Raw genomic sequence first — 26,147 nt, 5'->3', positions numbered from 1 at the left:
ATCGCGGCCACACACTGATCGCCGGAACCGGAGTGTCGGGGCCGCTTACTAGAGTTGCCAATCATGCTCGACCGACGACCTTCTCCTACCCCGTCCACCGGACGCCTCTCCCGCCGGGCACGCGCCGGCGCCGCCTTGGCTTCGCTGCTCACGGTCGCGTTAGCCGGCTGCGCGGAGCTCGATCTCGACGCCCCTCCCGTGGGCGAGGACATGGAAGTCGCTTCCCCGGATTTCGATCCCTTCGCCGGCGAGCCGAACGAGCCCGCGCCCGAGCCCCTTCCTCCCGAGCCGACACCGGTACCGGAGGAGGCGCCCGCTCCCCCGCCGCCTGCCGACGCGCAGCCCTCCGGGGCACCTGCCGACCTCGTTAATGCCGCCCGCATCGGGTTGCCGATGCTCGAGGTCAAGGGCCGCGCCCCGAAGACAGGCTACGAGCGCGAGCTCTTCGGTCAGGCGTGGAGCGACGATGTCACGGTTGCCGGCGGCCACAACGGCTGCGACACCCGCAATGACATCCTCGCGCGGGACCTGGACAATATCGTCTTCAAAGAGGGCACGCGCGACTGCGTCGTACTCACCGGCACCCTCGCCGATCCCTTCTCCGCCGAACTCATCGAATTCCAGCGCGGTAAGGGCACCTCGCAGGCCGTGCAGATCGACCATATGGTCGCGCTCTCGGACGCCTGGCAGAAGGGCGCGCAGCAGCTCAGCGAGGAAGAGCGCCGCAATTTCGCCAACGATCCCCTCAATCTCCAGGCAGTCAAGGGCTCGCTCAATTCGCAAAAAGGAGACGGCGACGCGGCCACCTGGCTCCCACCGAATGTCGGCTACCGCTGCGAATACGTGGCCCGCCAGATCGTCGTCAAGCAGGAATACCGCTTGTGGGTGACGGCGGCCGAACGCGATGCCATGGACCGCGAACTCTCGCGCTGCTAGCCCCGGCCGGGGTAACAACGAAGTTGTATTGCGCGATGCAATACATGTTGGCTCTCCTGCGACGGAAAGGACATCTCATGTCGCGCATCCAGACCCGAGCTCTCTCTCGCCGCGCACGCATCGGCGGCTGCGCCGCCGCTCTCGCGGTCGCCGGTTCGGCGCTCCTCGCTCCCGCGGCGACCGCACAGACCGGCTCGTTCGACTTGGGCTCGGTGGGCTCGATCGATTCGCTGTCCGCCGGCTCACCGGTCGACGAATGGCCCGAGCCCCCGAACCCGGATGACCCCACCGGCGGTGTCGACCGAGACGATCTTCTCACCCCGGAGAGCCCGGAGTTCTGGAATGTCGGGCTTGCCGCCGACCGCATCATTTCCCCGTTCGGGCTTTCCACGCGCGTCGTGTGCACTTCATTCCACGGCGTCACACTCGATTGCTGGCAGGCCGACCGCGAGGGCACGCCCCACAAATTGGTGAAGCTGCCGTACAACTTCCCGAGCCACGCCGGCGAGACCTCGCCCGGCGGCGGGCCCGGCACGTTCGTCTACGCCGACGCGTCGGCCTGGTCGGACAGCTGATCGTTCGGTAGCTCGTCCTCGGGCACGGGCCGGCGCACGACGAGCACCGCGACGATGGCGATGCACACGATCGTGGACAACGCGATCGGCACCGGAATGAGCGGATCGAGGAGGACGAGCAGCGCGCCCGCCGGGACGACGGTGTTGACGACCCGGTCCGCGTTGCCGCGGAAGGCAATCCACCAGATGCCGAGGATGAACACGGCGATGGGGATCGTCACGGTGAACGACGCCGCGAGCTCGAACAGCTCGGATTCGCCGGTGAGCACCGCGATCTCGACCTCGATTCCCGCGGAGAAGGCGCCCGCCGCTGCGAAGACGATGTAGTGCACGTAGCCGTAGCGCAGCGAGCTCGCGAAGCTGCCGATCGCGCGGTGGTGCGGCGGCCAGAAGTAGATCCACCACAGCGAGGCGGTGACGATGAGAGCGAGCACCGCCAGCTCGACGAGGCTCGTCAGCGAGTCGACGTCCGCGCGCGCGGAAAACACCGCATTGGCGGAACCGAGGAGGCTCTCGCCGAGCAGGATGAGCGTGAAACAACCGTAGCGCTCGGTGATGTGCTCGGGATGCCACGGCGTCCTCGCACGGCCCGCCGACTCCGCCACGACGGGAACAGCGATCTCGCACAGAACCAGAACGATGAGGAACGCGGTCCGCGCCGGCGATTCCGGAACGAACAGCCACGCCACCCACAGCGCCTGCGCGATGGCGATGCCCGCGGCGTAGACCAGCGCCGTGCGCCGCGTCGGGCCGCCGCCGGTGGCCGCGCGCAGCCACTGCAGGACCATGGCGATGCGCATGACGACGTACCCGGCGATCATGAGCGCGAAGGAGTCCTCGGTGAACATCGGTTCGATGCCCGCGGCGAACAGCAGCACCCCGCCCATTTGCGCGATCGTGAGCACGCGGTAGAGCCAGTCGTCGGTGTCGAACGAGGTGGAGAACCAGGTGAAGTTCATCCACGCCCACCAGATGGCGAAGAACGCGAGCAGGTACCGGGGCAGGCCGCCCGCCCAGTCCCCTTCGGCGAGCATATGGTGCAGCGATGTGCTCGCCTGGCTCACCGCAATCACGAAGACGAGGTCGAAGAACAATTCGAGCGTGCTCGCCGCGCGGTTGGATTCGCTCGCGTCTCGCGGGCGCATCGGTACGAGAAAGAAGCGGTTGTTGCGGGGTGCGGTGTCGGTCACCCCTGGGATATTAGGTGGTGCAATGCTGCCGCGCGAGGGGAACGACTTTGCCGCCTATTAACGAGAAACGCCCCGGCAGACGAGGTTCCGAAGAACCCGATCTGACGGGGCGCCGAGATGGAGCCGCGTGTCGGAATCGAACCGACGACCTTTTCATTACGAGTGAAATGCTCTACCGACTGAGCTAACGCGGCCGGGCCATTCGCACCGGCGAATGCCGTGCGGGAAGGTCCATCGAAGAATCCTAGCGTATGGCCGCCCGAGGGAAAAACCGCCGGGTTCTCAGACCTTGAGCTCCTGTTGCACGCGACCCGCCATGGCCGCGAGCGCGTACTGCGGCTTGACGTTCGTCCGCAGCGCCTCACGCGCGTCCTGCACCGCCCGCACCGCGCGCAGCATGCGCGCCGCACCGTAATGGCGGCCCAGCTTGGCCGAGCGTTCCCCGAAGTCGGGGTGCAGCAACGCGACCTGCGCTCCGGTCGCCTGCACGATGGCATCGCGGTACAGCCCCACGATATCGACGAGTGCGAGATCGAGGGCGTCCTGGGTGGAGCGCTGACGGCGGCGTTTCTGCTTGTCCTCGAGCTCCTTGAGCACGCCCTTCGTCCCGCGCGTCGCAGTGCCTGCCCCCTTGCCGGTGCCGCCCGCGCCCAGCGCCTGACCCAGCTCGGCTGCCTCGCGCTCGTCCGTCGCCGCGTGCTGGTCCGCCGCGCCCGTGGCGGCATCCGAGACGATCGAGGAGATGAGCGGCAGGGAGCGCCCCAGCGAATTCATCGCCAGCGCGAGTTCGACGACGCGCTCGCGGCGCGCCCGCGTGTCGGCGTCGGTGGCCAGCCAGCGGGCGCGGCCCACGTGCCCGCCGGACACCGAGGCCGCCCAATCGACCTTGTCCGCGGGAACCGAATCGTCGGCCCGTAGTACCGTCGCCACCGATTCGGCGCTCGGCGTGCGCAGGTAGACGTGCCGCGAGCGCGAGCGCAGCGTCACCATCACATCCGCCGGATCGTCCGTCGGCGTGCACAGGATGAAGATCGCGCGGCCCGAAGGCTCCTCGATGACCTTGAGCAGGGCGTTGCCGGCCTGCTCGGTGAGCCGGTCGGCGTCCTCGATGATGACGACCGAGAAATTCCCGCTGACCGGGCGCGAATTGCCACGCTCGATGATCCCGCGCACGTCCGCCAGCTGGAGCGACAGGCGCTCGGTGCGGGCGAAATGCACATCGGCGTGGGTGCCTGCGAGTGCCGTCGTGCAGCCGCGACATTCCCCGCAGCCGACGGTGTCCGGGTCGGTGCACTGCAGCGCGGCGGCGAAGGCGCGCGCCGCGACCGTGCGCCCGGAACCGGGGGGACCGGTGAACAGCCACGCGTGGGTCATCGCACCGACTGCGGATTCGGCCTGGGCGCGCATCTCGCGTGCGGTCCGCTCGCCGGACACCCACTGCCGGGACTCCCACGCCGCACGCGAGAGCGCAGAGCGCACCTCCGGCTGCCCGGCCAGCGCGTTGAACACCGGCCCGACGGCGATCTCCTCGGCGGCCACGGATTCCATGGGTCACATGGTAGCCGCCGACTCCGACGCGATGGGGTGCCCACGTGCCTCAGACGTCATAGGTGGATTTCGGCGGGGACACGCTAGTGGCCGCGACTGGGCTTCGGGCGCGGGGCCGGGCAAGTACCCTGAGTAACGTGAATAAGTGGTTGCGCTTTGCGAAATGGCTGTGGTCCACGCCATGGCCCGTGTATGCGCTCACCACGTTGCAGTCGCACCTCATCGGTGCGGTGTTCGTGTTCGCGTTTTTGCGATTCGGGCTGCCGCTCGACACGTTTCTCGATATCGGACCGTTCCAGCTGGTCAACCAGTATCTATTCCTCGGGACGCTGATCTTCGGACTCGTCGCCGGTGCGGTGATCTCGACGTGGCTCATCATCCCCGTATTGCGCGCGATGCGCTCGGGCGAGCCGTTCGACCGGCAAGCGCGCCAGCGCACTTTGAACATGCCCGCCTATCAGGCGTGGCTCCAGGGTGCGATCTGGGTCCTCGGCACGACGGTGTTCGTCGCGGTCAACTTCGGCGTCTCACACCGTCTCGCGCTCATCATGGGCGTCACCGCGATCCTCGGTGGCCTGGTCACGTGCATTATCTCGTATCTGCAATCCGAGCGGCTCATGCGGCCGATCATGCGGCGCGCGCTCGGCGAGGGCGTGCCGGTCGACAGCCACCTGCCCGGCGTGCGCCGCCGCATCATCCTCGGTTGGGTGCTCACCACGGCCGTGCCATCGGTGGGGATCGTGCTCGTGGTCATCGCCTACCACTTCGATCAGCTCGGAGACGATCCGCGGGTCGTCATCCGCGCGATCGGGATGCTCGCCATCGCCGCCCTCGTCACCGGCGTGTTCGGCATGCAGCTCGTGTCGACGTCGGTCGCGGACCCTGTGCGCGACCTGCAGTCGGCGGTCAAGCGGGTGCAGCAGGGCGATTTCTCGGCGCGCACGGCGGTCTACGACGCAACGGAGATGGGCGCGCTGCAGGTCGGGTTCAACGAGATGGTCGCCGACCTCGAGGAACGCGAGACCATGCAGGACCTGTTCGGCCGCTACGTCGGCGAGGACGTCGTGCTGCACGCGCTGGAGAACGGCACCGAGCTCGGCGGTTCCGAACGGACCGTCGGGGTGCTGTTCGTCGACCTCGCCGGGTCGACGGAGTTCGCCGCGATCAACGAGCCGGCTCGTGTGGTCAAGGTGCTCAATGACTTCTTCCGCATCGTCGTCGACACCGTCGACGAGCACGGCGGCTACATCAACAAGTTCCAGGGCGACGCGGCGCTCGCGATCTTCGGCGCGCCGATGGAGGCGTGGGATCCGGCGGGCCAGGCCCTCGCGACGGCGCGGGCGCTCGGCCGCAAGATGGAGTCAATCCACCCTCTGACGGCGGGCATCGGCATCTCCTACGGCACCGTGATCGCCGGGCACATCGGCCACGCGAAGCGCTTCGAGTACACCGTCATCGGCGATCCGGTGAACGAGGCCTCGCGCCTGACCTCCCTGGCGAAGCTCGAGCAGGGCGGCGTGCTCGCCGCGCGGCGCGCCGTGGAGGCCGCCGACCCGGAGGAGGCGGACCGCTGGACGTTCGGCCGTGCCGTCGAGCTGCGCGGCCGCGGCGCGATGACCCAGCTCGCCCGCCCGCTGCGGCCGACGCTCGCCGACCGTTGGCAGGCCGCGCACGACCTCGGCCTCGAGGAGCTGCCGAATGTCACCGAGCCGACGCTGCGCGAGAATCTCCTCGACGATGACGAGGAAGAGGTAGACGCCGCGATCGACGCGAACGCGGCGAATATCGCGAACGAGAACCTCCCGGGCCGTAGCCCTGCAGAGAACCCGCGCCCCGAGGGCCGCTAGCGCCTAGCTTCCCGAGGACTTGGCCGCGGCCTTCCGCACCCCGGAAACCCCGGTCTTGGTGGCCTTCTTCGTCGCACCCTTCTTCGCCACGCGACTTCCGGTCTTGCTCGCTGCCCGTGCGCCCGAGGACTTGCGAGCTGTCGACTTCTTCGCCGCGGACTTCTTCGCGGTCTTCTTCGTCGCCTTGTCCGGGTCGGCGTCCTTCGCGGCCTGCTGGTCGCGGCGCGCGGAGAGCAACTCGGAAGCGCGGTCCGGGGTGAGCGTGTCCGGTGTATCGCCCTTACCCAGCGAGGCGATGGTGTCGCCGTCGGTTACATATGGGCCGAAGCGGCCGTCCTTGACCAGCACCTTCTTGCCGGTGATCGGATCGTCGCCGAGGTCCTTGAGGTACGAGGGCTGCCCGGAGCGCCCGCGCCGCTTCGGCTCGGAGTAGATGCGGCGGGCCTCGTCGAGCGTCACCGTGAACAGCTCCTCCTCGGAGCCGAGCGAGCGCGAATCGCGCTCCTTACGAAGGTACGGGCCGTAGCGGCCGTTCTGCGCGGTGATCTCCTTGCCGTCGGCCGGGTCGACGCCGACCACGCGCGGCAGCGACAACAGCCGCAGCGCCTCCTCGAGCGTCACTGTCTCGGCGTCCATCGTCTTGAACAGCGAGGCCATCTTGCCCTTGGGCTCGGTGTAATCCTTCGCCGCCTTCTTGGCGACCTTCTTGGCCGCCTTCTTCGCCTCGGCTTCGGTCGCCCCGTCTCCGAGCTGGGATTCCATCTCGGCGGCCTCGGCGGCACGGCCGGCCTCGGCACGCGCAGTCTCGAGCTCGTCCTCGCTCATCTTCGGCAGCAGCTCGGCCACATAGGGTCCGTACGGCCCGTCCTTGACGACGACCTCGTGGTCGGTCGCCGGGTCGACTCCGAGCTTGCGCCCCTCCTGCGGAATCGCGAACAGCTTCTCGGCGACCTGCAGCGTGAGCTCGTCCGGATTGAGCGCGATCGGCAGATTCGCTCGCTGCTCGGACGACTCGCCATTTTCGTCGGTGTCACGGCGCATGAGGTACGGGCCGTAGCGGCCGTTGCGCACGTACACCGTGCGGCCCTCATCGTCCTCGAACAGGCGGATCGAGTTCACCGCCGCGGCATCGATCTCGGCGAGCCGATCGCCGACGAGGTCCTTGAGCCCGACCGCCGCGCTGTCGTCGTCGCCATCGGCAACGGCGCTGCGACCGAAGTAGAAGCCCTTGAGCCAGTCGGTGCGCGATTGCTGCCCCGAGGCGATCCGGTCGAGATCGTCCTCCATGAGCGAGGTGAAGTCGTAGTCGACGAGCGTGCCGAAGTTCTCCTCCAGCAGCCGCACCGCGGGGAACGCGAGCCAGGAGGGTACGAGCGCATTGCCGCGCGAGTACACGTAGCCACGCGCCTGGATCGTGTTGATGATCGAGGCGTACGTCGACGGGCGCCCGATGCCCATCTCCTCCATCGCCTTGACCAGCGAGGCCTCGGTGTAGCGCGCCGGCGGGTTCGTGGAGTGCCCCTCGGGCGAAATCTTCTCCGGCGCCAGCGTCTGCCCCTCGCTAAGCTGCGGCAGCCGCGATTCGCCCTTGCCCGAGCCGCCGGCGCCGTCTTCGCTTGCGTCGTCGTCGAACACGCGGAGGAAGCCGGGGAACGTGATCGTGCGCCCGGAGGCGTTGAACACGGTGTCGCGGTAGCCGGAGGCATTCTCCGCGGCCCGCGCGCCGAGGCGCACCGAGACCGTCGTTCCCCGCGCGTCCGCCATCTGCGAGGCGAGGGTGCGCCGCCAGATCAGCTCGTAGAGCAGGTGCTCCTCCGCCGACAGCGCAGGGCGCAGCTCACCCGGGGTGGGGAACGTCTCGCCTGCGGGGCGGATCGCCTCGTGGGCCTCCTGCGAGTTCTTCACCTTGCGCTCGTAGCGGCGCGGCGAATCGGCGACATATTCGGAGCCGAACAGCGTGGTCGCCGCGTCGCGAGCGGCCTGCGTACCTGCGGCCGACAGCGAGGTCGAGTCCGTACGCATATAGGTGATGTAGCCGTTCTCGTAGAGCCGCTGCGCCACGCGCATCGTGCGCGAGGACGTGAATCGCAGCTTCCGCCCGGCTTCCTGCTGCAGCGTCGACGTCATAAACGGTGACGAAGGCCGACGCGTGTACGGCTTGGACTCCACCGAGTCCACACGGAACTCGGCCTTCTCCAGGCCGGTGGCCAGCGCCCGCGCCGCCTGTTCACCCAGAGGTGTGACGTCGGAGGTGAGCTTTCCATCGGGACCGAAGTCGCGCCCTTGTGCGATGCGCTTGCCCTCGACCTGGGCCAGCTTGGCGCCGAACGCGCGGCGCGTGCCACTCACCGAGTCCTCGCCGCTGACCTCGGCCTCGATATCCCAGTAGCCGGCGGAGATGAACGCCATGCGCTCGCGTTCGCGCTCGACGATGATCCGCGTCGCGACGGACTGCACGCGGCCCGCCGACAGCCCGCGCTGGATTTTCTTCCACAGCACCGGCGAGACCTCGTAGCCGTAGAGGCGGTCGAGGATGCGACGGGTCTCTTGCGCGTCGACGAGGTCCTGGTCGAGCTCGCGGGTGTTCTCGACGGCCTCGCGGATCGCGGGCTCGGTGATCTCGTGGAACACCATGCGGCGCACGGGAACCTTGGGCTTGAGCACCTGCAGAAGGTGCCAGGCGATCGCCTCGCCCTCGCGGTCGGGGTCTGTCGCGAGGAGGAGCTCGTCGACCTCCTTGAGGTCGCGGCGCAGCGCCGTCACCTTCTTCGACTTGTCCGAGTCGACGACGTAGATCGGCTCGAAGTCGTTGTCCGGGTTGACGCCGAGGCGCGCCCACGGCTCCTTCTTATAAGCAGCCGGAACATCGGCGGCGCGGCCGGGGAGGTCGCGAATGTGTCCGACGGAGGCCTCGACGATGTAGTTCGAGCCGAGGTACTGCTGAATCTTCTTCGCCTTCGTGGCCGACTCCACGATGACCAGACGCTTGAGATCGCGGTCTGTCGTCGTCTTGGTCGCCACGTGGCATTCCCCCTATATATACGGTCACCGCGAATTATCGGGACGTTCTCGTCTCCCGAAGAGTAGTACAGCACTGTATTGCATCGCCCACTCGTTCGTGGCTCGACAAGCTGTCCTTATCTAATACACCTATCACCGATGCTTTCGCAGCTGCCACCCGAGCGCCGGAGCCGGGACGTCCGAAAACACCTCCACGCGTCGCCCCCGCCCGCTGCCTCGCGTCGTGATCCCGTAGGCCCGGGAGGCAGGACGCCCCGGCGTCATACCGTGCCGCTTTCCGGGCGGCGAATGTGAGTAACCATGGCACTCGCGCCATCGGCATCGGGGACTGGAGTCAAGCATGCAGGCGCGGAAAGCAGCGAGGTCAGAGAGACTTTTCCACGTAACTTCCGCATCGACAATTGCGTCGCGGCACGCCTTCGCTCTTGTGGCGAGCGCTAGAATACGAGGTGCAAATCACAGCTGCCACGCAGCGAGGGGGATGGACCACACGACGCTCCCGGGAGGCGAGAAACACAAGGGCGGTGGAACAAAACTAGAACGTGTGTCAGTTTCGCGCTACCGTTGTGGCCTGCCACACATCTTGTGGCGTGATCAGATTCGGGAGGCAGCCAGGTGAGTACAGGAGCGAAGACCAAGCTCGACAAGGTCGTCATCCGCATCGCGGGCGATTCTGGCGACGGCATGCAGCTCGCCGGCGACCAGTTCACCTCCGAGGCTGCCTCTTTCGGCAACGACCTGGCCACCCAGCCGAACTTCCCCGCCGAGATCCGCGCCCCCCAGGGCACGCTGCACGGGGTATCGAGCTTCCAGATCCAGATCGCCGACTACGACATCCTCACCGCCGGCGACAGGCCGGACGTGCTCGTGGCGATGAACCCGGCGGCCCTCAAGGCGAACCTGGGCGACCTTCGCGAGGGAGGCATCGTCATCGTCAATTCCGACGAGTTCACGAAGCGCAACCTCAAGAAGGTCGGCTACGAGGGCGACCCGCTCGCGTCACCGGAGATGGAGCAATACCAGCTGCACGAGGTCGAGATGTCGTCGCTGACGATCGGCGCCGTCGAAACCGTGGACATCGGCAAGAAGGATGCCGAGCGCTCGAAGAACATGTTCGCGCTGGGGCTGCTCACGTGGATGTACGGCCGCGAGGTCGACGGAGTAGAGGCTTTTCTCACCAGCAAGTTCGCGAAGAAGCCGCTCATTCTCGAGGCGAATCTGCTCGCGCTTCGCGCCGGGTGGAATTACGGAGAGACCACAGAGGCCTTCGCTTCCGAGTTCGAGGTCGAGCCGGCGAAGCTCCCGGCGGGCACGTACCGGCAGATCACCGGCAATATGGCCACCGCCTATGGCATCGCCTCGGCGGGTCTGAGCGCGAAGATGTCGGTGTTCCTCGGTTCGTACCCGATCACGCCCGCCTCGGACATTCTCCACGAGCTGTCCAAGCTCAAGGGTTTCGACATCACGACCTTCCAGGCCGAGGACGAGATCGCCGGCATCGGCACGGCGATCGGAGCGTCCTATGGCGGCGCGCTGGGAGTGACGACGACGTCGGGTCCGGGACTCGCGCTGAAGAGCGAGGCGCTCGGGCTGGCGGTGATGACCGAGCTGCCGCTGGTGATCTTCGACGTGCAGCGCGGGGGCCCTTCGACCGGCCTGCCGACGAAAACCGAGCAGTCCGATCTGCTCCAGGCCATGTTCGGACGCAATGGCGAATCGCCTGTCGCGATTCTCGCACCGCAGTCTCCTTCCGACTGTTTCGACGTCGCACGGGAGGCTGCACGCATCGCCGTCACCTACCGCACTCCCGTTCTCGTGCTCTCCGACGGCGCGATCGCGAACGGGTCGGAGCCCTGGGCGATTCCCGACGCTGCGGACCTTCCCGAAATCGACCCGAACATCTCGGTGGCCGACGACACCGACGATGCCGGGGACTACCTGCCCTACGCGCGCGACCCGGAAACGCTCGCGCGCAACTGGGCGGTCCCCGGCGAGGCGGGGCTCGAGCACCGGATCGGCGGACTGGAGAAGGCCAATGGCACCGGCAACATCTCCTACCACGGTCCGAACCACGAGCTCATGACCCGAGTGCGCGCACTGCGCGTGGCGCGTATCGACGTGCCCGACCTCGAGGTTGACGACCCAGATGGCGCGGACACGCTGATCATCGGTTGGGGCTCGTCGTACGGGCCGATCGGCGAGGCGATCCGGACCGCCCGCGGACGCGGACACAACATCGCCCGCGCGCACCTGCGCTACATCAACCCGATGCCGCGAAACCTTTCGGAGGTCCTGGCCGGCTACACGCGAATCATCGTTCCGGAGATGAACCTCGGGCAGCTGTCGATGTTGCTCAAGGCCCGCTTCGACGGTGATATCCAGCCGGTGACGAAGGTGCGCGGACTCGCGTTTACCGGCGAGGAACTCGCCGAGGCCATCGACGCAGAGTTCGCGGGGACTCTGCGCGATACCGAACACGCGAAGTACCGGCGCGCGCTGCAGGACGTCGTCACCACCACCGGGGATCAGGTCCACCTCTCCCCCCGGCCGGGACTGACGAATGCCTACGGCGGAGACGCCGAATTCGACTACGTCGGCGCCGAGCGCACCAGCCCATAACTCGCCCGCCTTTTCGACAACAGGACGGTCACTGCCCATGACTATCGAACAACACAGCATGGTCGGCCACGACCTGCTCGACGCTCTCTCCGACGTGCCGAAAACCGACGAGACGATGAAGCCGAAGGACTTCACCAGCGATCAAGAAGTCCGTTGGTGCCCGGGCTGCGGCGACTACGTCATTCTCGCGGCAGTTCGTCAGGTGCTTCCGAAGCTCGGGATCAAGCGTGAGAACGTCGCGTTCATCTCGGGAATCGGCTGCTCGAGCCGCTTTCCCTACTACCTCGAGACCTACGGTGTGCACTCCATCCACGGCCGAGCACCGACAATTGCCTCCGGCCTGGCGACGACTCGCCCCGATCTGTCGGTATGGGTCATCACCGGCGATGGCGATGCGCTGTCCATCGGCGGCAACCACCTGATCCACGCTCTTCGGCGCAACGTGAACATGCGCGTGCTCATGTTCAATAACCGCATCTACGGTCTCACCAAGGGGCAGTACTCTCCCACGTCCGAAGAGGGCAAGGTGACCAAGTCGACGCCGATGGGCTCGATCGACCACCCGTTCAACACGCTCTCGCTGGCTCTCGGCGCGCAGGGAAGCTTCGTCGCCAGGGCGCTCGACTCCGACCGGACGGTGCTCACCGAGGTGCTGATGGCTGCGGCCCTGCACCGAGGCACCGCGTTCGTGGAGATCCTGCAGGACTGCCCGATCTTCAACGACGGCTCGTTCGACGTGCTGCGCAAGGAGGAAGCTCCGGACCACCTGATCCACGTGCGTCATGGAGAGAAGATTCTTTTCGGCACCGACGATCAGTGGTGTGTCGTCCAGCAGGGCTTCGGTCTCGCGGTACGTGCGACGGCCGACGTCGACGAGGCGGACATCATCGTCCACGACGCCCACGCCGACGATCCCGGCTACGCGCAAGCGCTCGCGTCTCTGAGCTCGCAAGATCTGCAATACACGGTCGTCGGGATCATCCGGCAGGTGACGCGGCCGACCTACGATGACCAGGCACGCGAGCAGGTCGCTCAGGCGAAGGACGCGGAGACCCGCGACCTCCAAGCGCTACTCAACGGCACGAATACCTGGACTGTGGAGTAATTAACGCCGCTACGGCGCTCTGGTCAGCGCGCCGCGAGCGGCAGAGGCGCCGGATGCGGTCCGCCGAGATCCTCGGCGAGCAGGAAGTCTCGCGAGCCGGCCTTGCCCTGCCGAGAGGTTCGCTGGGATTGGGACTGCGCCCACGCGATGGCCACGTTCTCCAGCGATCGTGCGTGCCAGAGCGCGCGGCGGCGAAGCTCGTCGTCGAGGTTCCCGTCGATCTCCGAGTCCTTGTCTTCGGCGGCAAGGCGAGCGGACACCGACCAGTCGGGCGTGACCCAGTTGTTGCCGGTGCGCTTCTTTTCCTCGGCGAAGGCGGTGTCGAGAGCGTCGATCGCGGCGTCGACGGCGGCGTCGGTGGCCGGAGCATCGAGCAGGAAGTCCGCCTCTTCCGCCACGGCGGATTCCGCGTCGGCGGACAGCGCCCACACAGGCCTCGTGCGGATGAGCCCGGATAGCTCTGACGCCTCGCCGACGACCCAGGCGCCGCGAAGGCGCGGACCTGCGTCGTCAGGGGCGATGGCGACGTGCCACACCGCGTGGCGGACCGTCTCGCCTTCGCGGGAGATGTCGACCACTGCAACCACTCCGGCGACTTCGGCGCGCAATTCCGGCGTATTCGGCATGGGTTCGACTTTACTTCCCGCGCTTCGGTACGCGCGCGAAAGCGCCCGGCCCCGCAGGTGGGGACCAGGCGCTTCATGAGGTGCATGCCGGAGAGATACCGGCGTTCGGCGATATTAGGCCTTCACTGCCTCGATGTCGAGGATGATGGTGATCTGATCGCCGATGACCGTTCCGCCGCCCTCGAGCGGCATTTCGAGATCGATGCCGAACTCCTTGCGAGAGATCTTGCCCTCGGCCCCGAAGCCGGCGACATCGTTGCCGCTGCCCGAGTTAACACCGAAGAAGGAACCGCGGAGGGTGACCGGACGGGTGTTGCCGTGGATCGTGAGATCGCCGGTGACCTCGGCGTCCTCTCCGGAGGACTTGATCTCGGTCGAGGTGAACTCGATCGTCGGGTACTCGGCCGTGTGGAAGAAGTCCGAGGAGCGGATGTGCTCGTCGCGCTGGCCATTATTGGTGTTGATCGTCGAGGCGTCGATCGTGGCGTTGATCTTGGCCGAACCGTTCTCGTCGACGACGATGGTGCCTTCGGCGCCGGTGAAGTTGCCGTTGACCTTCGAGACCATCATGTGGCGAACTCGGAAGCCGATGTTCGAGTGAATCGCGTCGAGGTTCCAGGTACCTGCGGAAAGCCCTTCAAAGTCAGCCATGGTTTTCTCCTGTGTGTTCGGGAGACGCATCTGCGTCGGTAATTTGTGGCGACCCTCGTGGGGCCGATGTGGATAAACCTACTCACGTTTTGGTGACGTGTCAACAACTGTCCGATTTTTGCACCTCCACCTGCCGATTTATCGCGCCTCCACTCTCGCCTCGCGGATTTCGGTGGCGAAACCGGTCGAGTCGAACCGCCTCTCGACAATGGACACCGCGCCGGAATTCGATACGGCGACGGCCGTCTGGCACCGGGTCCCGTACCCGGGCATGCGCACGAATGGCGCGGACAGGAACCACTCGGAAGTGATGGGCACGCCGGTGTCGGGAAGCGCGCCCAGGGCGGCGCGTTCGCGGGAGAGCAGCGGCTGAAGGAGCTGCGCCGCCCAGCGCGGAGTATCTCCCGGCGCGCGGGCGTCTCCTCCGAGCGCGTCGCCACCGGCTGTGGGACCGGTCCATTCGCGCAGCACCTCGCCCACCGCTTCCGCGGCGGCAACCGATTTGGGCCACGGCGTATCGAGCGACGCGTTCGACAGCGAATGCACGCCCTCGCCGACCTCCCGCGGGCCGGGCTCGCCGCGATTGGACGCCCACATGAGCCGGTCCGCGTCGCCCCACAGCACGTTCGCCGGGCCGTAGGGTGCGAGGTCGGCGGGCATCTCGCCGGCGACACCGAGCAGCGGCAGACGTCCCCGGGACAGTGCCGTGGGCGGGGCGCTCGCGTCGCGAACGTTGGTGACGGCCGAGAATCTCCCGCCGGCCGCGACCGCGAGCCACGTCCCGCCGGCGGTGCGGTCCCGCCCGGCGACAAGGCCCTCCGGCGTCATCGGTTGTGGGACACCATTTGTGGATGACGGCAAGGTCGCGCCGATCCCCTCGGCGAACTGCGCTTCCGACCAGCGATCCAAGCCGGCGGCGTCGCGCTCGAAAACCTCATCGCGGTTCGCCGCGACGACCAGCGGAAAACGGGGGTGGACATGGCGGGCGACAACGATGAGGCACACACCTCAAGCATGCCCGGATCGCCGGCGGCGCGCATCCGTCGGCCGAACCCGAAGGGCGGATTCGGGCGGGTGCGGAAATAGCGAACCGCCCGGCTCCTTCGCAAAAGCGAAAGTGCCGGGCGGTTCGACTGAAAGTTGTGGAGACCTTTAGAGCGCGCGAACGCCCATGGCCTGCGGGCCCTTCTGGCCGGTGCCGATTTCGAATTCGACACTCTGGTTCTCTTCGAGGGTGCGGAAGCCGTTGCCCTGAATCTCCGAGTAGTGAACGAATACGTCAGCGGAGCCGTCTTCAGGGGCGATGAAACCGTAGCCCTTTTCAGCGTTGAACCACTTCACAGTGCCCTGTGCCATGCTTATCTTAAATCCTTCGTCTAACTTGATGTACGGCGCGCGTTAGGTTCTCCCGCGCCGGGCAGAATTAGGTGTAACGAGAAAAGCGGAGAACCCCCTCGAGAACTCTCCAGCGACATACGTCTACCCGCATCTTGAGATCCTGCATGCGGGGTGTACCGACACAGAAGCTGCGACCGAAACTAAGTAGAACATGAAGTTTGGCAAAGCGAAACCCCTAATTCCTGAAGTTCACTTGGGTTCCGCCCCCGCCGGGCCCGGATTCCCCCGTTTCGGGGCCACCTCGCGGCCTGCCGTGCGCCGCGCGCGGGCCGGCGGATTCGGGTTCACACACCGCGCGCCGGTCGCGCTAACCTTGGACGCATGACCCCGCCGGCCCTCCCCCACCAGGACGAACACACTCCTGGCAGCGCCGGCGGCGCCGCGCCGACCTTCGGTCGCGAGCTGCTCGACGACGTGCTCCGCGTGGCCACGCCGCGCCACACCGATCCCGTTACATTCGTCGCCGATCTACCCCCGCAGACATCCACTTTCGGGGAGTGGCCGGAGTGGGTTCTTCCCAGCCTGCGAGACCATCTCACGGCCGCCGGTCTCAGCCTTCCGTATGCGCATCAGGTCGCCGTCGCCGAGAAGGCGCATGCGGGCGAGCACGTCGTCGTCTCCACGGGCACCGCGTCGGGCAAATCGCTGGGCTATCAACTCCCCGCGCTCAGCGACCTGGCGCGTTCTCCGCGGTCCACGGTCCTGTACCTCGCGCCGACGAAAGCGCTTGGCGGGGATCAGCTCGAATCGCTGGTCTCGCTCGTCGACGCGGTACCGGAGCTCCGCGATATCGCGCCATCCACTTACGACGGGGATACCCCGACCGAGGCCCGCCGCTTCATTCGCGAGCGTTCGCGTTGGATCGTCACCAATCCCGACATGCTGCACTTGTCGATCCTCGGCCGCCACGGCTCGTGGACGCGTCTGCTACGCAATCTCACCTATGTCATCGTCGACGAGTGCCACTCCTACCGCGGCGTCTTCGGTTCGAATGTCGCGCTGATCCTGCGGCGGCTCGATCGACTCGCGCGCTCGCTCGGCGCCTCCCCGACTTTCGTACTCGCCTCGGCGACGACGTCCGATCCCGCAGAGGCCGCGTCCCGCCTGGTGGGGCACAGCGTCTCCGCCGTCACAGATGACGGTTCTCCGCAGGGCGGGCGCACGGTGGCGCTGTGGGAACCGGGACTCGTACCCGGCAGCCTCGGTGAGGGCGGGGCCCCGGTTCGGCGTGCGGCGGCGTCGGATGCGGCGCGGATCATGGCGGCGTTGTTGCGGCAGGGCGCGCACACCATCACGTTCGTGCGTTCGCGCGCCGGCGCGGAATCGCTGGCTCTGCGCACCAAAGAAATGCTGGGTGACGCCGCACGTCCGCCCGCCCCCGACGACCCATGGGGCTCGGAGCCTCTGGACCTGGGGTTGACGGCGGCGGAGTCGACCGAGCTCGCGGGAAAGGTGGCCGCCTACCGGGCGGGCTATCTGGCCTCGGAGCGGCGCGCGCTGGAAAAGGCGCTCGGCGACGGCACGCTCATGGGCGTTGCGTCGACATCGGCGCTGGAGCTCGGGGTGGACATCTCCGGTCTCGACGCCGTGATCTCGGCGGGATTCCCCGGTACTCGCGCGTCGTTCTGGCAGCAGGCGGGCCGCGCCGGGCGGCGCGGGCAGGGTTCGCTCGTCGTACTCGTCGCGCGCGACGACCCGCTCGACACCTACCTCGTGCATCACCCCGAGGCGCTGCTCGGCAAGCCGGTCGAGGCGACGGTGACCGATCCGGCGAACCCCGTGCTCCTCGACGGGCAGCTGCGCTGCGCGGTGTCCGAGTACCCGATGACCCACGCCGAGGCCGAGGCCTGGGACGCGGTGGGCGTGCTCGAATCTCTCGCCGAGCGCGGGCTCGTGCGCAGGCGCCGCGCCGGCTGGTATCCGGGCGTCGACGAGGGCGATCCGCACCCGGAGGTAGACATTCGCGGTACGGGCGGCGCGCAGGTGACGATCGTCGACGGTTCCGACGGGCGGATCCTCGGGTCGATCGATACCGGACGCGCCCGCACCCAGGTGCATCCCGGCGCGCTGTACCTGCACATGGGCGAGTCTTTTGTAGTCGACGAACTCGACCTGGTCGACAATGTGGCGATCGTGCGCCCGGAGGATCCGGAGTGGACGACGAGCGCGCGCGAAAAGGTCTCGCTCGACTTGATCGACGAGCTGGAGACGCTTGATGCCGGTCCCGTACAGGCGTCGTTCTGCGAGGTGGAAGTGACGACGCAGGTCGTGGAATTCGAGCGGCGGGACCGCTACGGCCAGATCCTCGAGGTCGCGCCGCTGGACCTGCCGCCGCAGACGCTGGTGACGAAAGCCGTGATGTACACGGTGACCCCGAAGCTGTTGCGCACCGCGGGTATCGAGGAGGCCGACGTCCCCGGTTCGCTGCACGCCGCCGAGCACGCGGCCATCGGCCTACTGCCACTGGTGGCGACGTGCGACCGCTGGGACATCGGCGGGCTCTCGACGGATCTGCATCCCGATACCGGACTGCCCACGGTGTTCGTCTACGACGGCTACGCGGGCGGGGCGGGTTTCGCAGAGCGCGGCTTTCGCCGGCTTGCAATGTGGCTCGCGGCGACGCGCGAGGCGATTTCCTCGTGCGAGTGCGAGTCCGGCTGCCCCTCGTGCGTGCAGTCCCCGAAATGCGGCAACGGCAACAATCCCCTGGACAAGGCGGGTGCCGTGCGGCTACTTGAGGAGGTCGTTGGCTGTCTGCGCGACGCGGTTCCCGACTAAGCCTTGATACCCCCTGGGGGTAAAGGTGTAGGGTTAGGTGAATCGCGACACCCGAGGAGGATCTCCATGCGCTCGATTCGAGTTTTGTCCACTGTCGCCGCTGCAATACTCGCCGTTGGTGCCCTTTCAGCGTGCTCGGCCGACGAGTCAGTTGACGAGCACGCCGGACACCACGGCACCGAAGAAACCCCGGCGCACGCCGACGGGCACGCCGATCACTCGTCCGGCGGCGAGCATGACCATGCCGAAATGGACATGGATCACGAACATTCTCCGGACGGCGGCCCCGCCCCGGAGGGCATCGAGCCCGCGTCGGAACCGCAGTACCCGGTGGGATCGCAAGTCATCCTGCACACCGACCATATGCCCGGCATGGACGGCGCCTCCGCGACGATCACCGGCGCATTCACCACCACGACGTACGCAGTGGACTACACACCGACCGATGGTGGCGCACCGGTCAAGGACCACAAATGGGTCGTTCAAGAGGAGCTCGTCGATCCGCCGGCAGCTCCAGTCGCGGACGGCGCAGCGGTGACCATCGGCGCCGATCACATGTCAGGAATGCAGGGCGCCGAGGGAACGGTCGCGGGGTCAACCGAAGAGACGGTGTACATGGTCGATTTCGAAATGGACGGGAAGGAGATGACCAACCACAAGTGGGTCGTCGAAAGCGAGATCTCACCTGCGTAGCGAGGGCGCGGAACGATCTTCGATATCGCCTAAGTTAGGACTCGGTAGAACTAGCCTCGCGAAGAATGGGACGAGTAATTTCGCGCCCCTCGGCCAGATCCTTGACCCACTGCTCGGTTTCCACACCATCGATTTCGTTGTTCTTCACGACGATTCGGGCGAAGGCGCGGGCGTGATCTTCGGTCATCAGGTCGACAACGCTTCGCCGTCGAAAACGCCTGTGTCTGACCATCATTGCTCCAAGTCGTTTGAGAACCCCGAATTTCGTGGTCCTTTCATATTTCAAGCTTCCTCTGGCGGATGGGAAAACTCAAGAGCCCACTTGCTGAGCAAGTTATTCAAAAGAGCGCCGACGAGCATGCGATCTTCCTGGTCAACGTCGTGCCGGGGCCCGTGCGCATATTCTTCACCGAGAACGGACAGGACGGTAAGGCCGCCGTCTGCAACGTCCGCGTCCGGAGATTCGAGTAACTGAACCATCCACGTCGCGCGGCGCCATGCGCGGTCGGAGTTTTCGCGAAACTGAGCCAGCCTAGACGTGCGGAACACGAACCAAACCGACACGGTGTTGATCACGGCACTCGCGATACCGACCGCCAGCGCGACCCACACCGCCGCCGTCATCCCGTGGGCCCTTCCCACGGGCCTGCCCTGGCGCATGCGGTCGCCGACGCCGACAACACCGGGACCTCTACTTCTATGTAGACGTCTCCGCCGCCCTCCTCCCGGCACTCGGCGAGTACGCCGCCGTTGCGGGTCGCGAGCTCACCGCCTGCATCGCACGCCGAGAATCCGTCGCGCAGCGCGGTCGCCCCGGCCAGCGCGGCAAGGTCCGCCGCCGACTGGGCCCGGTGCCTGGCCACGACCGCGGCACCGATGTGTGCGAGGCCGACGAAGGCGATAAGTAGCGCCGCACAGGCGATCGCGGCCCACGTCGTCATGACCCCTGCATCTCGGGTCGCAGGCTCTCGTCTCATCCGCCCACCCCCATCTCCGCGCGGGACACGGCTTCGGCGCTGAGCTCGATCCCGGCCCAGTTCGGCAGGCCGGGAGCGTCGACGCGCACGATCGCGGTCATAGACGTGCCATTGAAGTCGACCGTCACCTCGCCTGGTTTCGCGCCGAGCGAGGCCACGCCGGCATCGGCACCAGCATCGACCCCGGACACCGCCGCCACTCTTGCTGCCTCGCGCGCCGCGTCGACGGCGGCGATCTGTGTGAGCAGCGCGGCGAACCCGCCGACCGCCATGGTGAGCACGGCCACGACCGAACCGAGCGCGATCGCCGCCTCGGTCGTGACCATGCCCGCATCGGGCGCGAGCGCCTTTACCCGACGGACGTGTTGAGCGCCCGCTCGAACAGGTCCTCGAGCGCCCCGGAGACGGTGTCCCCGCTGACGATCACGTAAAGCAACGCGGCGAAGGCCGCGGCCGACAGGGTGCCGATCGCATATTCGGTGGTCGACATCCCGTCGTCCCCCGTGACGGCGAGGATCGCTCGCCGTGTGATCGCCCGGGACAACCGCCGCCTCAGGTTCGCCGGCGGCACGGGCGCTCGGCGAGTCGGTGTGGCTGCGCTTTCCGACGTCATGACAGATGTAGTGGGCGTTGTGGTGGGCATTGTCGTTTCCTTTCGTAATTCCCGCCGCGGCTGGTCCGCGGGGGAAGCGTGGGCGCCGGGCAGTCATCCGAAAACCTCCGGCAGGATCTGGCGGGCCAGGCCGACGACGACCGGCGCGACGCCGAGGCAGACGAAGGCCGGCAGAAAGCACGCGCCGAGCGGCGCCGCGATGAGCACGCCCGCCCGTTCGGCTGAAGCCTTGCGCTCGGCGACGGCACGTGTGCGCGACCACGTCGCGGCGCGGCGCAGGGAATCGGTCACCGAACCACCGGAGTCGGCGCTGCGCCCGAGCGCCTCACGAACGCGCGGTATGACGGCGGACGTCCCGTTCTCCGCGCCCCACGCGCCTGCGACGTCCTGCCCCAACCCGACGTGCGCGGCCGCCCTGGCGAATGCTTTCGCGGCCGGTCCCTCCGCAACCGCGGACACCGCGCGCAGCGCCGAGGCCGTATCCAGACCCGCCGCATAGGCCGCCGCGAGCAGGTCCACGGCCCACGCATCGTCCGCGGTCGGGGCGGTATCGCGGGCACGTCGGCCGCGGCTGGATGAAAGGTATTCGAACAGGCGCATCGCCGCAGCCAGCGGCGGAATCGAGGAGGCGAGGCCGCCGTCTCGGGTGCGCGGCGCGTCGTCGGTGGACGCCGGGGTGTCAGAGGTTTCTGCGATGAGGAGCGGGGCCCGATCGTCGAGCCGGGCCGAGGCTCGCGGGGCGCCGTGCCACGCCAGTACGGCGAGCGCGAGGAGGACGAGCATCGCCGGGGTCATGCGCGCGCTCCTGCGATGATCCGCGAGGTCCACAGCAGGCCCGCGGCGATGAGCGCCGCGCCGACGATCGCCAGCGCAGCGCCGATGATTCCCGAACCGAGCGTGCCCACGGGATCTGCTCCCATGAGATGACCAACACCAAGTCCGAGGAGGGGCAGCGCGGTGAGAATCAGTGCGGTGGCGCGCGGCCCGGCGAGGGCGGCTTCGATCTCGCCCGCGTGCCGATTGGTTTCGGAGACCTCCTCACTCGCTTGGCGCACGACGTCGGCGAGCGGCAACCCGTGCCCGGTGGACAGGGCGATGGCTTGGCCGAGCCGCCTCGCCGGAAGCGCGGCCGACGTGGAAAGGAGCGCGGCGACGTCGCCGCCGAGCCCATCGAGGGCGACCGCCCGGTCGAGTTCGGTCGAGACCGCGCCGCCGGAGCCGTGCCGCGCGCCGCGCAATGCGGCGCCCATCGCGGCGCCGGAGGCCAGTGCGGAGACGACCGCATCGAGCGCGCCGACCCAGTCCTCGTCCTCCCGCATCCTGCGGGCGTGAGACCTCTCACCGCGGAGTACGTGGCGCAGCGCACCGCCGACGATCACGGCGCCGGCGACGAGCCCGATTCCCACGCCGGCAACGAGCGCGATCACCGCGGCGACAGCGCCGAGAGCGAGCACCAACGAGGACGAATCGACCCCGCGCACGGCCGCAAGCGGAGCCGCAGTGCGAGGGCTAGCGCCGAGGGTGCGCAGGCGGAAGGCGGACGCGGGTCCGGGCCAGGCAACTATTGCTGCTGCGAGAAGGGCGCAGACGTGCGACGTCATCGTGCCTCCGTTTCCGCCACGGCGGGGAGCCGCGTCCGCAACAGCGAATCCAGCACTTTGCGGCCCGCGGGCGGTTCGGTGTCGCCGGCGCCGTGAGTCCACGCCGGTTCCACGCGCAGGTCGAGACCGGCGGCGTCGCGGGTCGTGGTGACCACACCGATCTCGGCGACGTGCCGGCGACCGTCCAGGTCGCGGCGCACGCCGATGACCACGTGAATCGAGGCCGCGACCTGCGCGGCCAGCGCCGGGCCGGACAGGCCACCGAGCGCTCCTAGTGCCGCGAGACGGGCAGGAACCTCGGCGGCGGAGTTCGCGTGGATCGTGCCCGCCGATCCGTCGTGTCCGGTGTTGAGCGCGGCGAGCAGGTCGACGACCTCGGCGCCACGCACCTCCCCGACGACGACGCGGTCGGGGCGCATACGCAGCGACTGGCGGACGAGCTCGCGCAACGCGACCTCGCCTGCGCCCTCGGAGTTTCCGCCGCGCGCGGCCAGGCGAACGACGTGCGGGTGTGCGGGGGCGAGTTCGGGCGAGTCCTCGACGCACACGATGCGTTCACGGGCCGGGACGAGGCCGAGCATCGCGGCGAGCAGGGTGGTCTTGCCCGCGTTATGTTGTCAACTTCAGGTGTCTCACGGAAATAGTCGTCTAAATAAGGATGTCCTCGGCCTTCCGAGCCCAAACTGATGCACTATTAGTAGTGCATTCATGCTAGAGCGAGGGGGCGTCACGCCTATGTCCGGCAAGATCATCCGAAAGAACCTACTATTTTCCGAGAAGTTCTACACGCAACTACTGGATTTCAGGATCGCTTGGCACATCGAAGACCCTTCAAGAATGAAGGCACTTAATGGATTGGCCAGCGAAAGCTCATTTGTGGAGGCACTCTTGGACCTCGCCATTGAGCTATCGCGGCAACCTGAAAATTCCGCGCGCTTATGGGACCTCATACAATTACACGAAATTGAATCAAAGAAGACCCCTGACGGTTAAGTCACCCATCTTCTTCACTTGATTCAAAAAAAGCCGGCACCGAAACTTCAAGCACATTCGCAAGATCGAATAGCCTTTCGTACAGGAGCCCCCTCTTGCCCTGCTCTACTTGAATGAGAACATTTCGGGTGACGCCGGACTCCAGGGCAAGCCTTTCCTGTGTAAAGCCTCGACGTTTTCGTATTTCCCTAATTCGTCCTCCAACGAGAGCGCGGTACGCAGCCCAGGCTTCCACACGTGCTGGATCATTTTGACTTGGTCGAGTTGGCACAACCTAAGTAGGGTTGGCACCCAATCAAAAATCTGCCCCACTAGTAGTGCATTGATGCTCAATTTCCGATCAGTCTGATGCTTTCACGAAGAGGCCGTAGCGAACTCTGCCAAAATGGCCCGAAGAACGTCGGCCCGGAACGCAACCGCTTCAAGGTGAGTTGAAATCCCAACTGGTGCGATGAAATAGACCAAATCGCGTGCTTAACCTGGGTGTTTCATGGGGATCTGCGGATCGCTGGGCGAAAATAGACCGAAGTGCTTCCTGAGCAGGGGAAACTGGGACTTGTCTAAGGTTCCATGTTCTCCAGCAGAAAGCACTCGGTAGGTGAAGCGTACTTCGTGGTCGGCCGGTCTGTCCGTTACTGCTGATGGTGTCGGGGTGATCGCCCACGCCGGGGCCATCGTGCCTCGACTTCTGGCTGATCAGGTCGGTCTGACCGCCGAGCTGTCAGGGGCCATGGCTCGCCGACAATTCATCCCGATCCACGACCGCGGCCGTGTGCTGATCGACACCGCGGTGATGCTCGCCGATGGCGGCGAGTCCATCTCCGACATCGGCGTCCTGCGCCACCAATCCGGGGCCCTGGGCCCGGTCGCCTCGGCGCCGACGGTGTGGCGCACACTCGATGAGGTCACTGCCGGCAAGCGCAAGAAGATCCAGGTCGCGCGTGCCCGCACGCGGCGGCACGTGTGGTCCCAACTGCCCGGCGGAGTACCCGCATCGGCGTGTGCGGGGCGGGATCTGGGATCGACGGTCGTGCTCGATGTGGATGCCACCATCGTGGTCACCCACAGCGAGAAGGAACATGCAACTCCGACATATAAGCGCACGTTCGGGTACCACCCGATCGGCGTGTGGTGCGACAACACAGAAGAGTTTCTCGCCGCGAGCTTGCGCCCGGGCAACGCCGGGTCGAACACCGCTGCCGACCACATCGACGTCCTGGGCCAGGCCATCGCGCAGATCCCCGCCAGTCATCGGCGTGATCTGCTGATCCGCTCCGACGGTGCCGGCGCCTCCCACGACTTGCTGGAGTGGATCACCGAGCAGAACCGCGTTCGTGGTCGACAGGTGGAGTACTCGGTCGGCTTCGCTATCACTGCCCCGATTCGCCGGGCCATCGCGACCTGCCCCGAAGCCGCGTGGGGACCAGCGCTCAACCCCAACGGGGACATCCGCGACGGGGCCGACATCGCGGAGCTGACCGGGTTCCTCGCTCCCGGGATGCTCGCAAAGTGGCCAGACGGGATGCGGGTGATCGTACGCCGCGAGCGGCCCCACCCCGGCGCCCAGTTGTCGATGTTCGAGGAGATCGATGGATGGCGCTACCAGGCTTTTGTCACCAACACCGCCACCGGCCAGCTGCAGTTTCTTGAAGCCAGGCATCGGGCTCACGCCCGGGTCGAGGACCGCATCCGCCACGCCAAAGACACCGGCCTGGGCAGGCTTCCCTCGCGGGAGTTCGCTCTCAACCAGGCTTGGCTGGTGGCGGTGATGATCGCCGCAGATCTGGTGGCGTGGACTCGGATGCTGGCCTGCACCGGCGACGCCGCAGTTCTGGCCTTGTGCGAGCCCAAAGCGCTGCGCTACCGCTTCCTTCACGTGGCAGCCCGACTGGTCCGTAGTGGCCGGCGGCGGCGCGTGAAGATTCCCGAAACATGGCCGTGGGCCACCGCCATCGTCGCAGTGTTCAACACGATCGCCGCGATCCCAAAACCCGCCTGACCTCACCTGCCCGCCCACGACATCACCACCCGGAGACCCGCCCACCGGCAGCGCCAGCCGGCACACACGCACGCCCACACGCGAAAACAAGCCCGCCGTCACCCGACAGCAGCAGTCACACCGGCCCGTGAATCAGCGGGGTTAATCTACAAGAAAGTGGACATCGCAAGTTTCCGCGATGAGTTCATTTTCGTCCTTCGAGACCGAAAAACATGCGAGGGCAGCGCTCTTATGGGGCCGCCTTGCGATCTGTTGAGAGGCCCCAAGGCTCATGGCCGGGTTCACGATGGTCTCGCCTTCGATGGACGCAATAGCCCACGCCGACCTGACAAATCGATCTAACGATCTGTTGACGGTTGAGAGCGGGCATGTATTTCCGTGACCCCCCGTTTCAAATGCACGAAGCATCCAGCGGCGTCGCGCCGACCAAGTAGCGCGTGGTCCAGAACTTTTACCAAAACTCGCACCCTCATCCAGTCGTTGAACGAGTCGCCATCAAAACGTCATAAGATCCATCTTTGATAGCGCAGGGGGCGAATAGCCCCTCGGGGTCCAGCGCTCAGTGAAGTCGGCCAGCCAGAGTTCGTTGACATGATCAGCGGAGCAGCCTCGCTTAACCAGACCATCTTAGACTTGTAGGACTGGTCGTTTCCTGTTCTTGCCACGCTTCTTCCCGAACACGGACCACTACCGTTTGTCCCGAAAATCCGCCACTCAAGTCTGCTCGCACATCTCTTAGCCGGCGTCGCCGTCTTTTCCGACGAGGAACCAGTAGCTGAGCTCGCCGATCGTCTCAGTTCGCATCCACCAGGGCCTTGGCTGGATGAGCCCCGATGAGCTCATCCCTGACCATCTACTGTTTCCGCCAGCCGCATTTGGCCTGGCGCGAAACCTTCACTCCCCGCGGGAAATAGCAACGGGAACGGCATCAGGGACGACCTCACTCACAAGGGCGTCGAACCTCCAACGGCAAGTTC

The 26,147-nt window shown here is 66.6% G+C and carries 24 protein-coding genes, 1 tRNA gene and 1 pseudogene; 9 read left to right on the top strand and 17 right to left on the bottom strand.

Features of this window, described 5'->3' with window-relative positions:
- Positions 1-63 precede the first annotated feature (63 nt).
- Together BJL86_RS02900 and BJL86_RS02895 are read left to right on the top strand one after the other, a co-directional pair.
- Positions 64-936 carry an HNH endonuclease family protein gene (locus tag BJL86_RS02900; RefSeq protein ID WP_331710402.1) on the top strand — a complete coding sequence of 291 codons (873 nt, stop codon included), beginning with the start codon at positions 64-66 and terminating at the stop codon, positions 934-936.
- Positions 937-1,013: 77 nt separating this feature from the next.
- A complete protein-coding gene (locus BJL86_RS02895) occupies positions 1,014-1,511 on the top strand; it encodes a hypothetical protein (protein ID WP_156515383.1) in 498 nt (165 codons plus the stop codon).
- Here the strand turns inward: BJL86_RS02895 and BJL86_RS02890 are convergent.
- The 3 genes from BJL86_RS02890 to BJL86_RS02880 all read right to left on the bottom strand — a co-directional run bounded on the left by BJL86_RS02890 (position 1,478) and on the right by BJL86_RS02880 (position 4,249).
- Positions 1,478-2,656: a low temperature requirement protein A gene (locus BJL86_RS02890; RefSeq protein WP_067476366.1), complete on the bottom strand. Its 1,179-nt coding sequence runs from the start codon at positions 2,654-2,656 to the stop codon at positions 1,478-1,480. The genes BJL86_RS02895 and BJL86_RS02890 overlap by 34 nt on opposite strands.
- Positions 2,657-2,819: 163 nt before the next feature.
- Positions 2,820-2,895: transfer RNA gene (locus BJL86_RS02885), tRNA-Thr, on the bottom strand.
- A gap of 88 nt (positions 2,896-2,983) precedes the next feature.
- A complete protein-coding gene (locus BJL86_RS02880; RefSeq protein ID WP_075844808.1) occupies positions 2,984-4,249 on the bottom strand; it encodes a DNA polymerase III subunit delta' in 1,266 nt (421 codons plus the stop codon).
- A 137-nt stretch (positions 4,250-4,386) separates the two neighbouring features.
- Here BJL86_RS02880 and BJL86_RS02875 point away from each other — a divergent pair, with 137 nt between their 5' ends.
- Complete coding sequence (locus BJL86_RS02875) at positions 4,387-6,096, top strand: adenylate/guanylate cyclase domain-containing protein (RefSeq protein WP_083657614.1); 1,710 nt, start codon at positions 4,387-4,389, stop codon at positions 6,094-6,096.
- A 3-nt stretch (positions 6,097-6,099) separates the two neighbouring features.
- Here the strand turns inward: BJL86_RS02875 and topA are convergent, their stop codons facing one another.
- Positions 6,100-9,117 carry a type I DNA topoisomerase gene (gene topA, locus BJL86_RS02870; RefSeq protein ID WP_075844806.1) on the bottom strand — a complete coding sequence of 1,006 codons (3,018 nt, stop codon included), beginning with the start codon at positions 9,115-9,117 and terminating at the stop codon, positions 6,100-6,102.
- A gap of 615 nt (positions 9,118-9,732) precedes the next feature.
- Between topA and BJL86_RS02865 the strand changes: the two genes are divergently transcribed.
- Together BJL86_RS02865 and BJL86_RS02860 are read left to right on the top strand one after the other, a co-directional pair.
- Positions 9,733-11,736, top strand: a complete 2,004-nt coding sequence (locus BJL86_RS02865; protein WP_067478659.1) for a 2-oxoacid:acceptor oxidoreductase subunit alpha — start codon at positions 9,733-9,735, stop codon at positions 11,734-11,736.
- Between the two features lie 37 nt (positions 11,737-11,773).
- Positions 11,774-12,841, top strand: coding sequence for a 2-oxoacid:ferredoxin oxidoreductase subunit beta (locus tag BJL86_RS02860; RefSeq protein ID WP_067478656.1), 1,068 nt, complete (start codon positions 11,774-11,776; stop codon positions 12,839-12,841).
- A gap of 23 nt (positions 12,842-12,864) precedes the next feature.
- On the opposite strand, the gene BJL86_RS02855 is transcribed toward BJL86_RS02860, so the two are convergent.
- The 4 genes from BJL86_RS02855 to BJL86_RS02840 all read right to left on the bottom strand — a co-directional run bounded on the left by BJL86_RS02855 (position 12,865) and on the right by BJL86_RS02840 (position 15,474).
- The gene (locus BJL86_RS02855) at positions 12,865-13,467 is read right to left on the bottom strand and encodes a hypothetical protein (protein WP_067478653.1); all 603 of its coding nucleotides are present in this window, start codon (positions 13,465-13,467) and stop codon (positions 12,865-12,867) included.
- A gap of 114 nt (positions 13,468-13,581) precedes the next feature.
- On the bottom strand, positions 13,582-14,118 hold the full coding sequence (locus BJL86_RS02850) for a YceI family protein (RefSeq protein ID WP_067478650.1): 537 nt from the start codon (positions 14,116-14,118) through the stop codon (positions 13,582-13,584).
- Positions 14,119-14,256: 138 nt separating this feature from the next.
- Positions 14,257-15,123 carry an NRDE family protein gene (locus tag BJL86_RS02845; protein ID WP_075844805.1) on the bottom strand — a complete coding sequence of 289 codons (867 nt, stop codon included), beginning with the start codon at positions 15,121-15,123 and terminating at the stop codon, positions 14,257-14,259.
- Positions 15,124-15,270: 147 nt separating this feature from the next.
- Positions 15,271-15,474 carry a cold-shock protein gene (locus tag BJL86_RS02840; RefSeq protein ID WP_075844804.1) on the bottom strand — a complete coding sequence of 68 codons (204 nt, stop codon included), beginning with the start codon at positions 15,472-15,474 and terminating at the stop codon, positions 15,271-15,273.
- 363 nt (positions 15,475-15,837) lie between these two features.
- Between BJL86_RS02840 and BJL86_RS02835 the strand changes: the two genes are divergently transcribed.
- Both BJL86_RS02835 and BJL86_RS02830 read left to right on the top strand, forming a co-directional pair.
- The gene (locus tag BJL86_RS02835) at positions 15,838-18,294 is read left to right on the top strand and encodes a DEAD/DEAH box helicase (RefSeq protein WP_082908750.1); all 2,457 of its coding nucleotides are present in this window, start codon (positions 15,838-15,840) and stop codon (positions 18,292-18,294) included.
- 66 nt (positions 18,295-18,360) lie between these two features.
- Positions 18,361-18,987, top strand: coding sequence for a YdhK family protein (locus tag BJL86_RS02830; RefSeq protein WP_067478525.1), 627 nt, complete (start codon positions 18,361-18,363; stop codon positions 18,985-18,987).
- Positions 18,988-19,021: 34 nt separating this feature from the next.
- Here BJL86_RS02830 and BJL86_RS17020 read toward each other — a convergent pair whose 3' ends face one another.
- From BJL86_RS17020 to BJL86_RS02795, 8 genes and pseudogenes are all read right to left on the bottom strand, one after another.
- A complete protein-coding gene (locus tag BJL86_RS17020) occupies positions 19,022-19,174 on the bottom strand; it encodes a hypothetical protein (protein WP_156515478.1) in 153 nt (50 codons plus the stop codon).
- 95 nt (positions 19,175-19,269) lie between these two features.
- Positions 19,270-19,611, bottom strand: coding sequence for a hypothetical protein (locus BJL86_RS02825; protein WP_067478521.1), 342 nt, complete (start codon positions 19,609-19,611; stop codon positions 19,270-19,272).
- A complete protein-coding gene (locus BJL86_RS02820; RefSeq protein ID WP_082908749.1) occupies positions 19,608-19,964 on the bottom strand; it encodes an Rv3654c family TadE-like protein in 357 nt (118 codons plus the stop codon). Before BJL86_RS02820 ends, BJL86_RS02825 begins: the two co-directional genes overlap by 4 nt.
- Positions 19,961-20,290: a TadE family type IV pilus minor pilin gene (locus tag BJL86_RS02815; RefSeq protein WP_067478514.1), complete on the bottom strand. Its 330-nt coding sequence runs from the start codon at positions 20,288-20,290 to the stop codon at positions 19,961-19,963. The genes BJL86_RS02820 and BJL86_RS02815 overlap by 4 nt, the downstream gene beginning before the upstream one ends.
- A 23-nt stretch (positions 20,291-20,313) precedes the next feature.
- The gene (locus BJL86_RS02810) at positions 20,314-20,508 is read right to left on the bottom strand and encodes a DUF4244 domain-containing protein (protein ID WP_067478528.1); all 195 of its coding nucleotides are present in this window, start codon (positions 20,506-20,508) and stop codon (positions 20,314-20,316) included.
- Between the two features lie 162 nt (positions 20,509-20,670).
- The gene (locus BJL86_RS02805; protein ID WP_083657613.1) at positions 20,671-21,372 is read right to left on the bottom strand and encodes a type II secretion system F family protein; all 702 of its coding nucleotides are present in this window, start codon (positions 21,370-21,372) and stop codon (positions 20,671-20,673) included.
- The gene (locus BJL86_RS02800; protein WP_075844803.1) at positions 21,369-22,178 is read right to left on the bottom strand and encodes a type II secretion system F family protein; all 810 of its coding nucleotides are present in this window, start codon (positions 22,176-22,178) and stop codon (positions 21,369-21,371) included. The genes BJL86_RS02805 and BJL86_RS02800 overlap by 4 nt, the downstream gene beginning before the upstream one ends.
- Positions 22,175-22,786 (bottom strand): annotated as a pseudogene (locus BJL86_RS02795) (ATPase, T2SS/T4P/T4SS family); the annotation flags it as partial. The pseudogene BJL86_RS02795 and the gene BJL86_RS02800, both read right to left, overlap by 4 nt.
- A 127-nt stretch (positions 22,787-22,913) precedes the next feature.
- Here BJL86_RS02795 and BJL86_RS02790 point away from each other — a divergent pair.
- Positions 22,914-23,171 (top strand): hypothetical protein, encoded by a 258-nt coding sequence (locus tag BJL86_RS02790; protein ID WP_067476663.1) that lies wholly within the window; start codon positions 22,914-22,916, stop codon positions 23,169-23,171.
- Position 23,172: 1 nt separating this feature from the next.
- Here the strand turns inward: BJL86_RS02790 and BJL86_RS02785 are convergent, their stop codons facing one another.
- Positions 23,173-23,442, bottom strand: a complete 270-nt coding sequence (locus BJL86_RS02785; protein WP_075844802.1) for a helix-turn-helix domain-containing protein — start codon at positions 23,440-23,442, stop codon at positions 23,173-23,175.
- A 327-nt stretch (positions 23,443-23,769) separates the two neighbouring features.
- Here BJL86_RS02785 and BJL86_RS02780 point away from each other — a divergent pair, with 327 nt between their 5' ends.
- Positions 23,770-25,170 carry an IS1380 family transposase gene (locus BJL86_RS02780; RefSeq protein WP_067476669.1) on the top strand — a complete coding sequence of 467 codons (1,401 nt, stop codon included), beginning with the start codon at positions 23,770-23,772 and terminating at the stop codon, positions 25,168-25,170.
- Positions 25,171-26,147: the final 977 nt, after the last annotated feature.

Source organism: Dietzia timorensis, assembly GCF_001659785.1.
Classification (GTDB): Bacteria; Actinomycetota; Actinomycetes; order Mycobacteriales; family Mycobacteriaceae; genus Dietzia; species Dietzia timorensis.
Note: the sequence above shows the minus strand (reverse complement) of the source record. Positions and strands in the feature narration are given on the sequence as shown.

Bases quoted from the DNA above. Each gene is read 5' to 3' on its own strand.
- BJL86_RS02900 (WP_331710402.1), top strand. From the start codon at position 64: ATGCTCGACCGACGACCTTCTCCTACCCCGTCCACCGGACGCCTCTCC.
- BJL86_RS02895 (WP_156515383.1), top strand. From the start codon at position 1,014: ATGTCGCGCATCCAGACCCGAGCTCTCTCTCGCCGCGCACGCATCGGC.
- BJL86_RS02890 (WP_067476366.1), bottom strand. From the start codon at position 2,656: ATGCGCCCGCGAGACGCGAGCGAATCCAACCGCGCGGCGAGCACGCTC.
- BJL86_RS02880 (WP_075844808.1), bottom strand. From the start codon at position 4,249: ATGGAATCCGTGGCCGCCGAGGAGATCGCCGTCGGGCCGGTGTTCAAC.
- BJL86_RS02860 (WP_067478656.1), top strand. From the start codon at position 11,774: ATGACTATCGAACAACACAGCATGGTCGGCCACGACCTGCTCGACGCT.
- BJL86_RS02855 (WP_067478653.1), bottom strand. From the start codon at position 13,467: ATGCCGAATACGCCGGAATTGCGCGCCGAAGTCGCCGGAGTGGTTGCA.
- BJL86_RS02850 (WP_067478650.1), bottom strand. From the start codon at position 14,118: ATGGCTGACTTTGAAGGGCTTTCCGCAGGTACCTGGAACCTCGACGCG.
- BJL86_RS02840 (WP_075844804.1), bottom strand. From the start codon at position 15,474: ATGGCACAGGGCACTGTGAAGTGGTTCAACGCTGAAAAGGGCTACGGT.
- BJL86_RS02835 (WP_082908750.1), top strand. From the start codon at position 15,838: ATGACCCCGCCGGCCCTCCCCCACCAGGACGAACACACTCCTGGCAGC.
- BJL86_RS02830 (WP_067478525.1), top strand. From the start codon at position 18,361: ATGCGCTCGATTCGAGTTTTGTCCACTGTCGCCGCTGCAATACTCGCC.
- BJL86_RS17020 (WP_156515478.1), bottom strand. From the start codon at position 19,174: ATGACCGAAGATCACGCCCGCGCCTTCGCCCGAATCGTCGTGAAGAAC.
- BJL86_RS02825 (WP_067478521.1), bottom strand. From the start codon at position 19,611: ATGACGGCGGCGGTGTGGGTCGCGCTGGCGGTCGGTATCGCGAGTGCC.
- BJL86_RS02820 (WP_082908749.1), bottom strand. From the start codon at position 19,964: ATGAGACGAGAGCCTGCGACCCGAGATGCAGGGGTCATGACGACGTGG.
- BJL86_RS02815 (WP_067478514.1), bottom strand. From the start codon at position 20,290: ATGGTCACGACCGAGGCGGCGATCGCGCTCGGTTCGGTCGTGGCCGTG.
- BJL86_RS02805 (WP_083657613.1), bottom strand. From the start codon at position 21,372: ATGACCCCGGCGATGCTCGTCCTCCTCGCGCTCGCCGTACTGGCGTGG.
- BJL86_RS02800 (WP_075844803.1), bottom strand. From the start codon at position 22,178: ATGACGTCGCACGTCTGCGCCCTTCTCGCAGCAGCAATAGTTGCCTGG.
- BJL86_RS02790 (WP_067476663.1), top strand. From the start codon at position 22,914: ATGTCCGGCAAGATCATCCGAAAGAACCTACTATTTTCCGAGAAGTTC.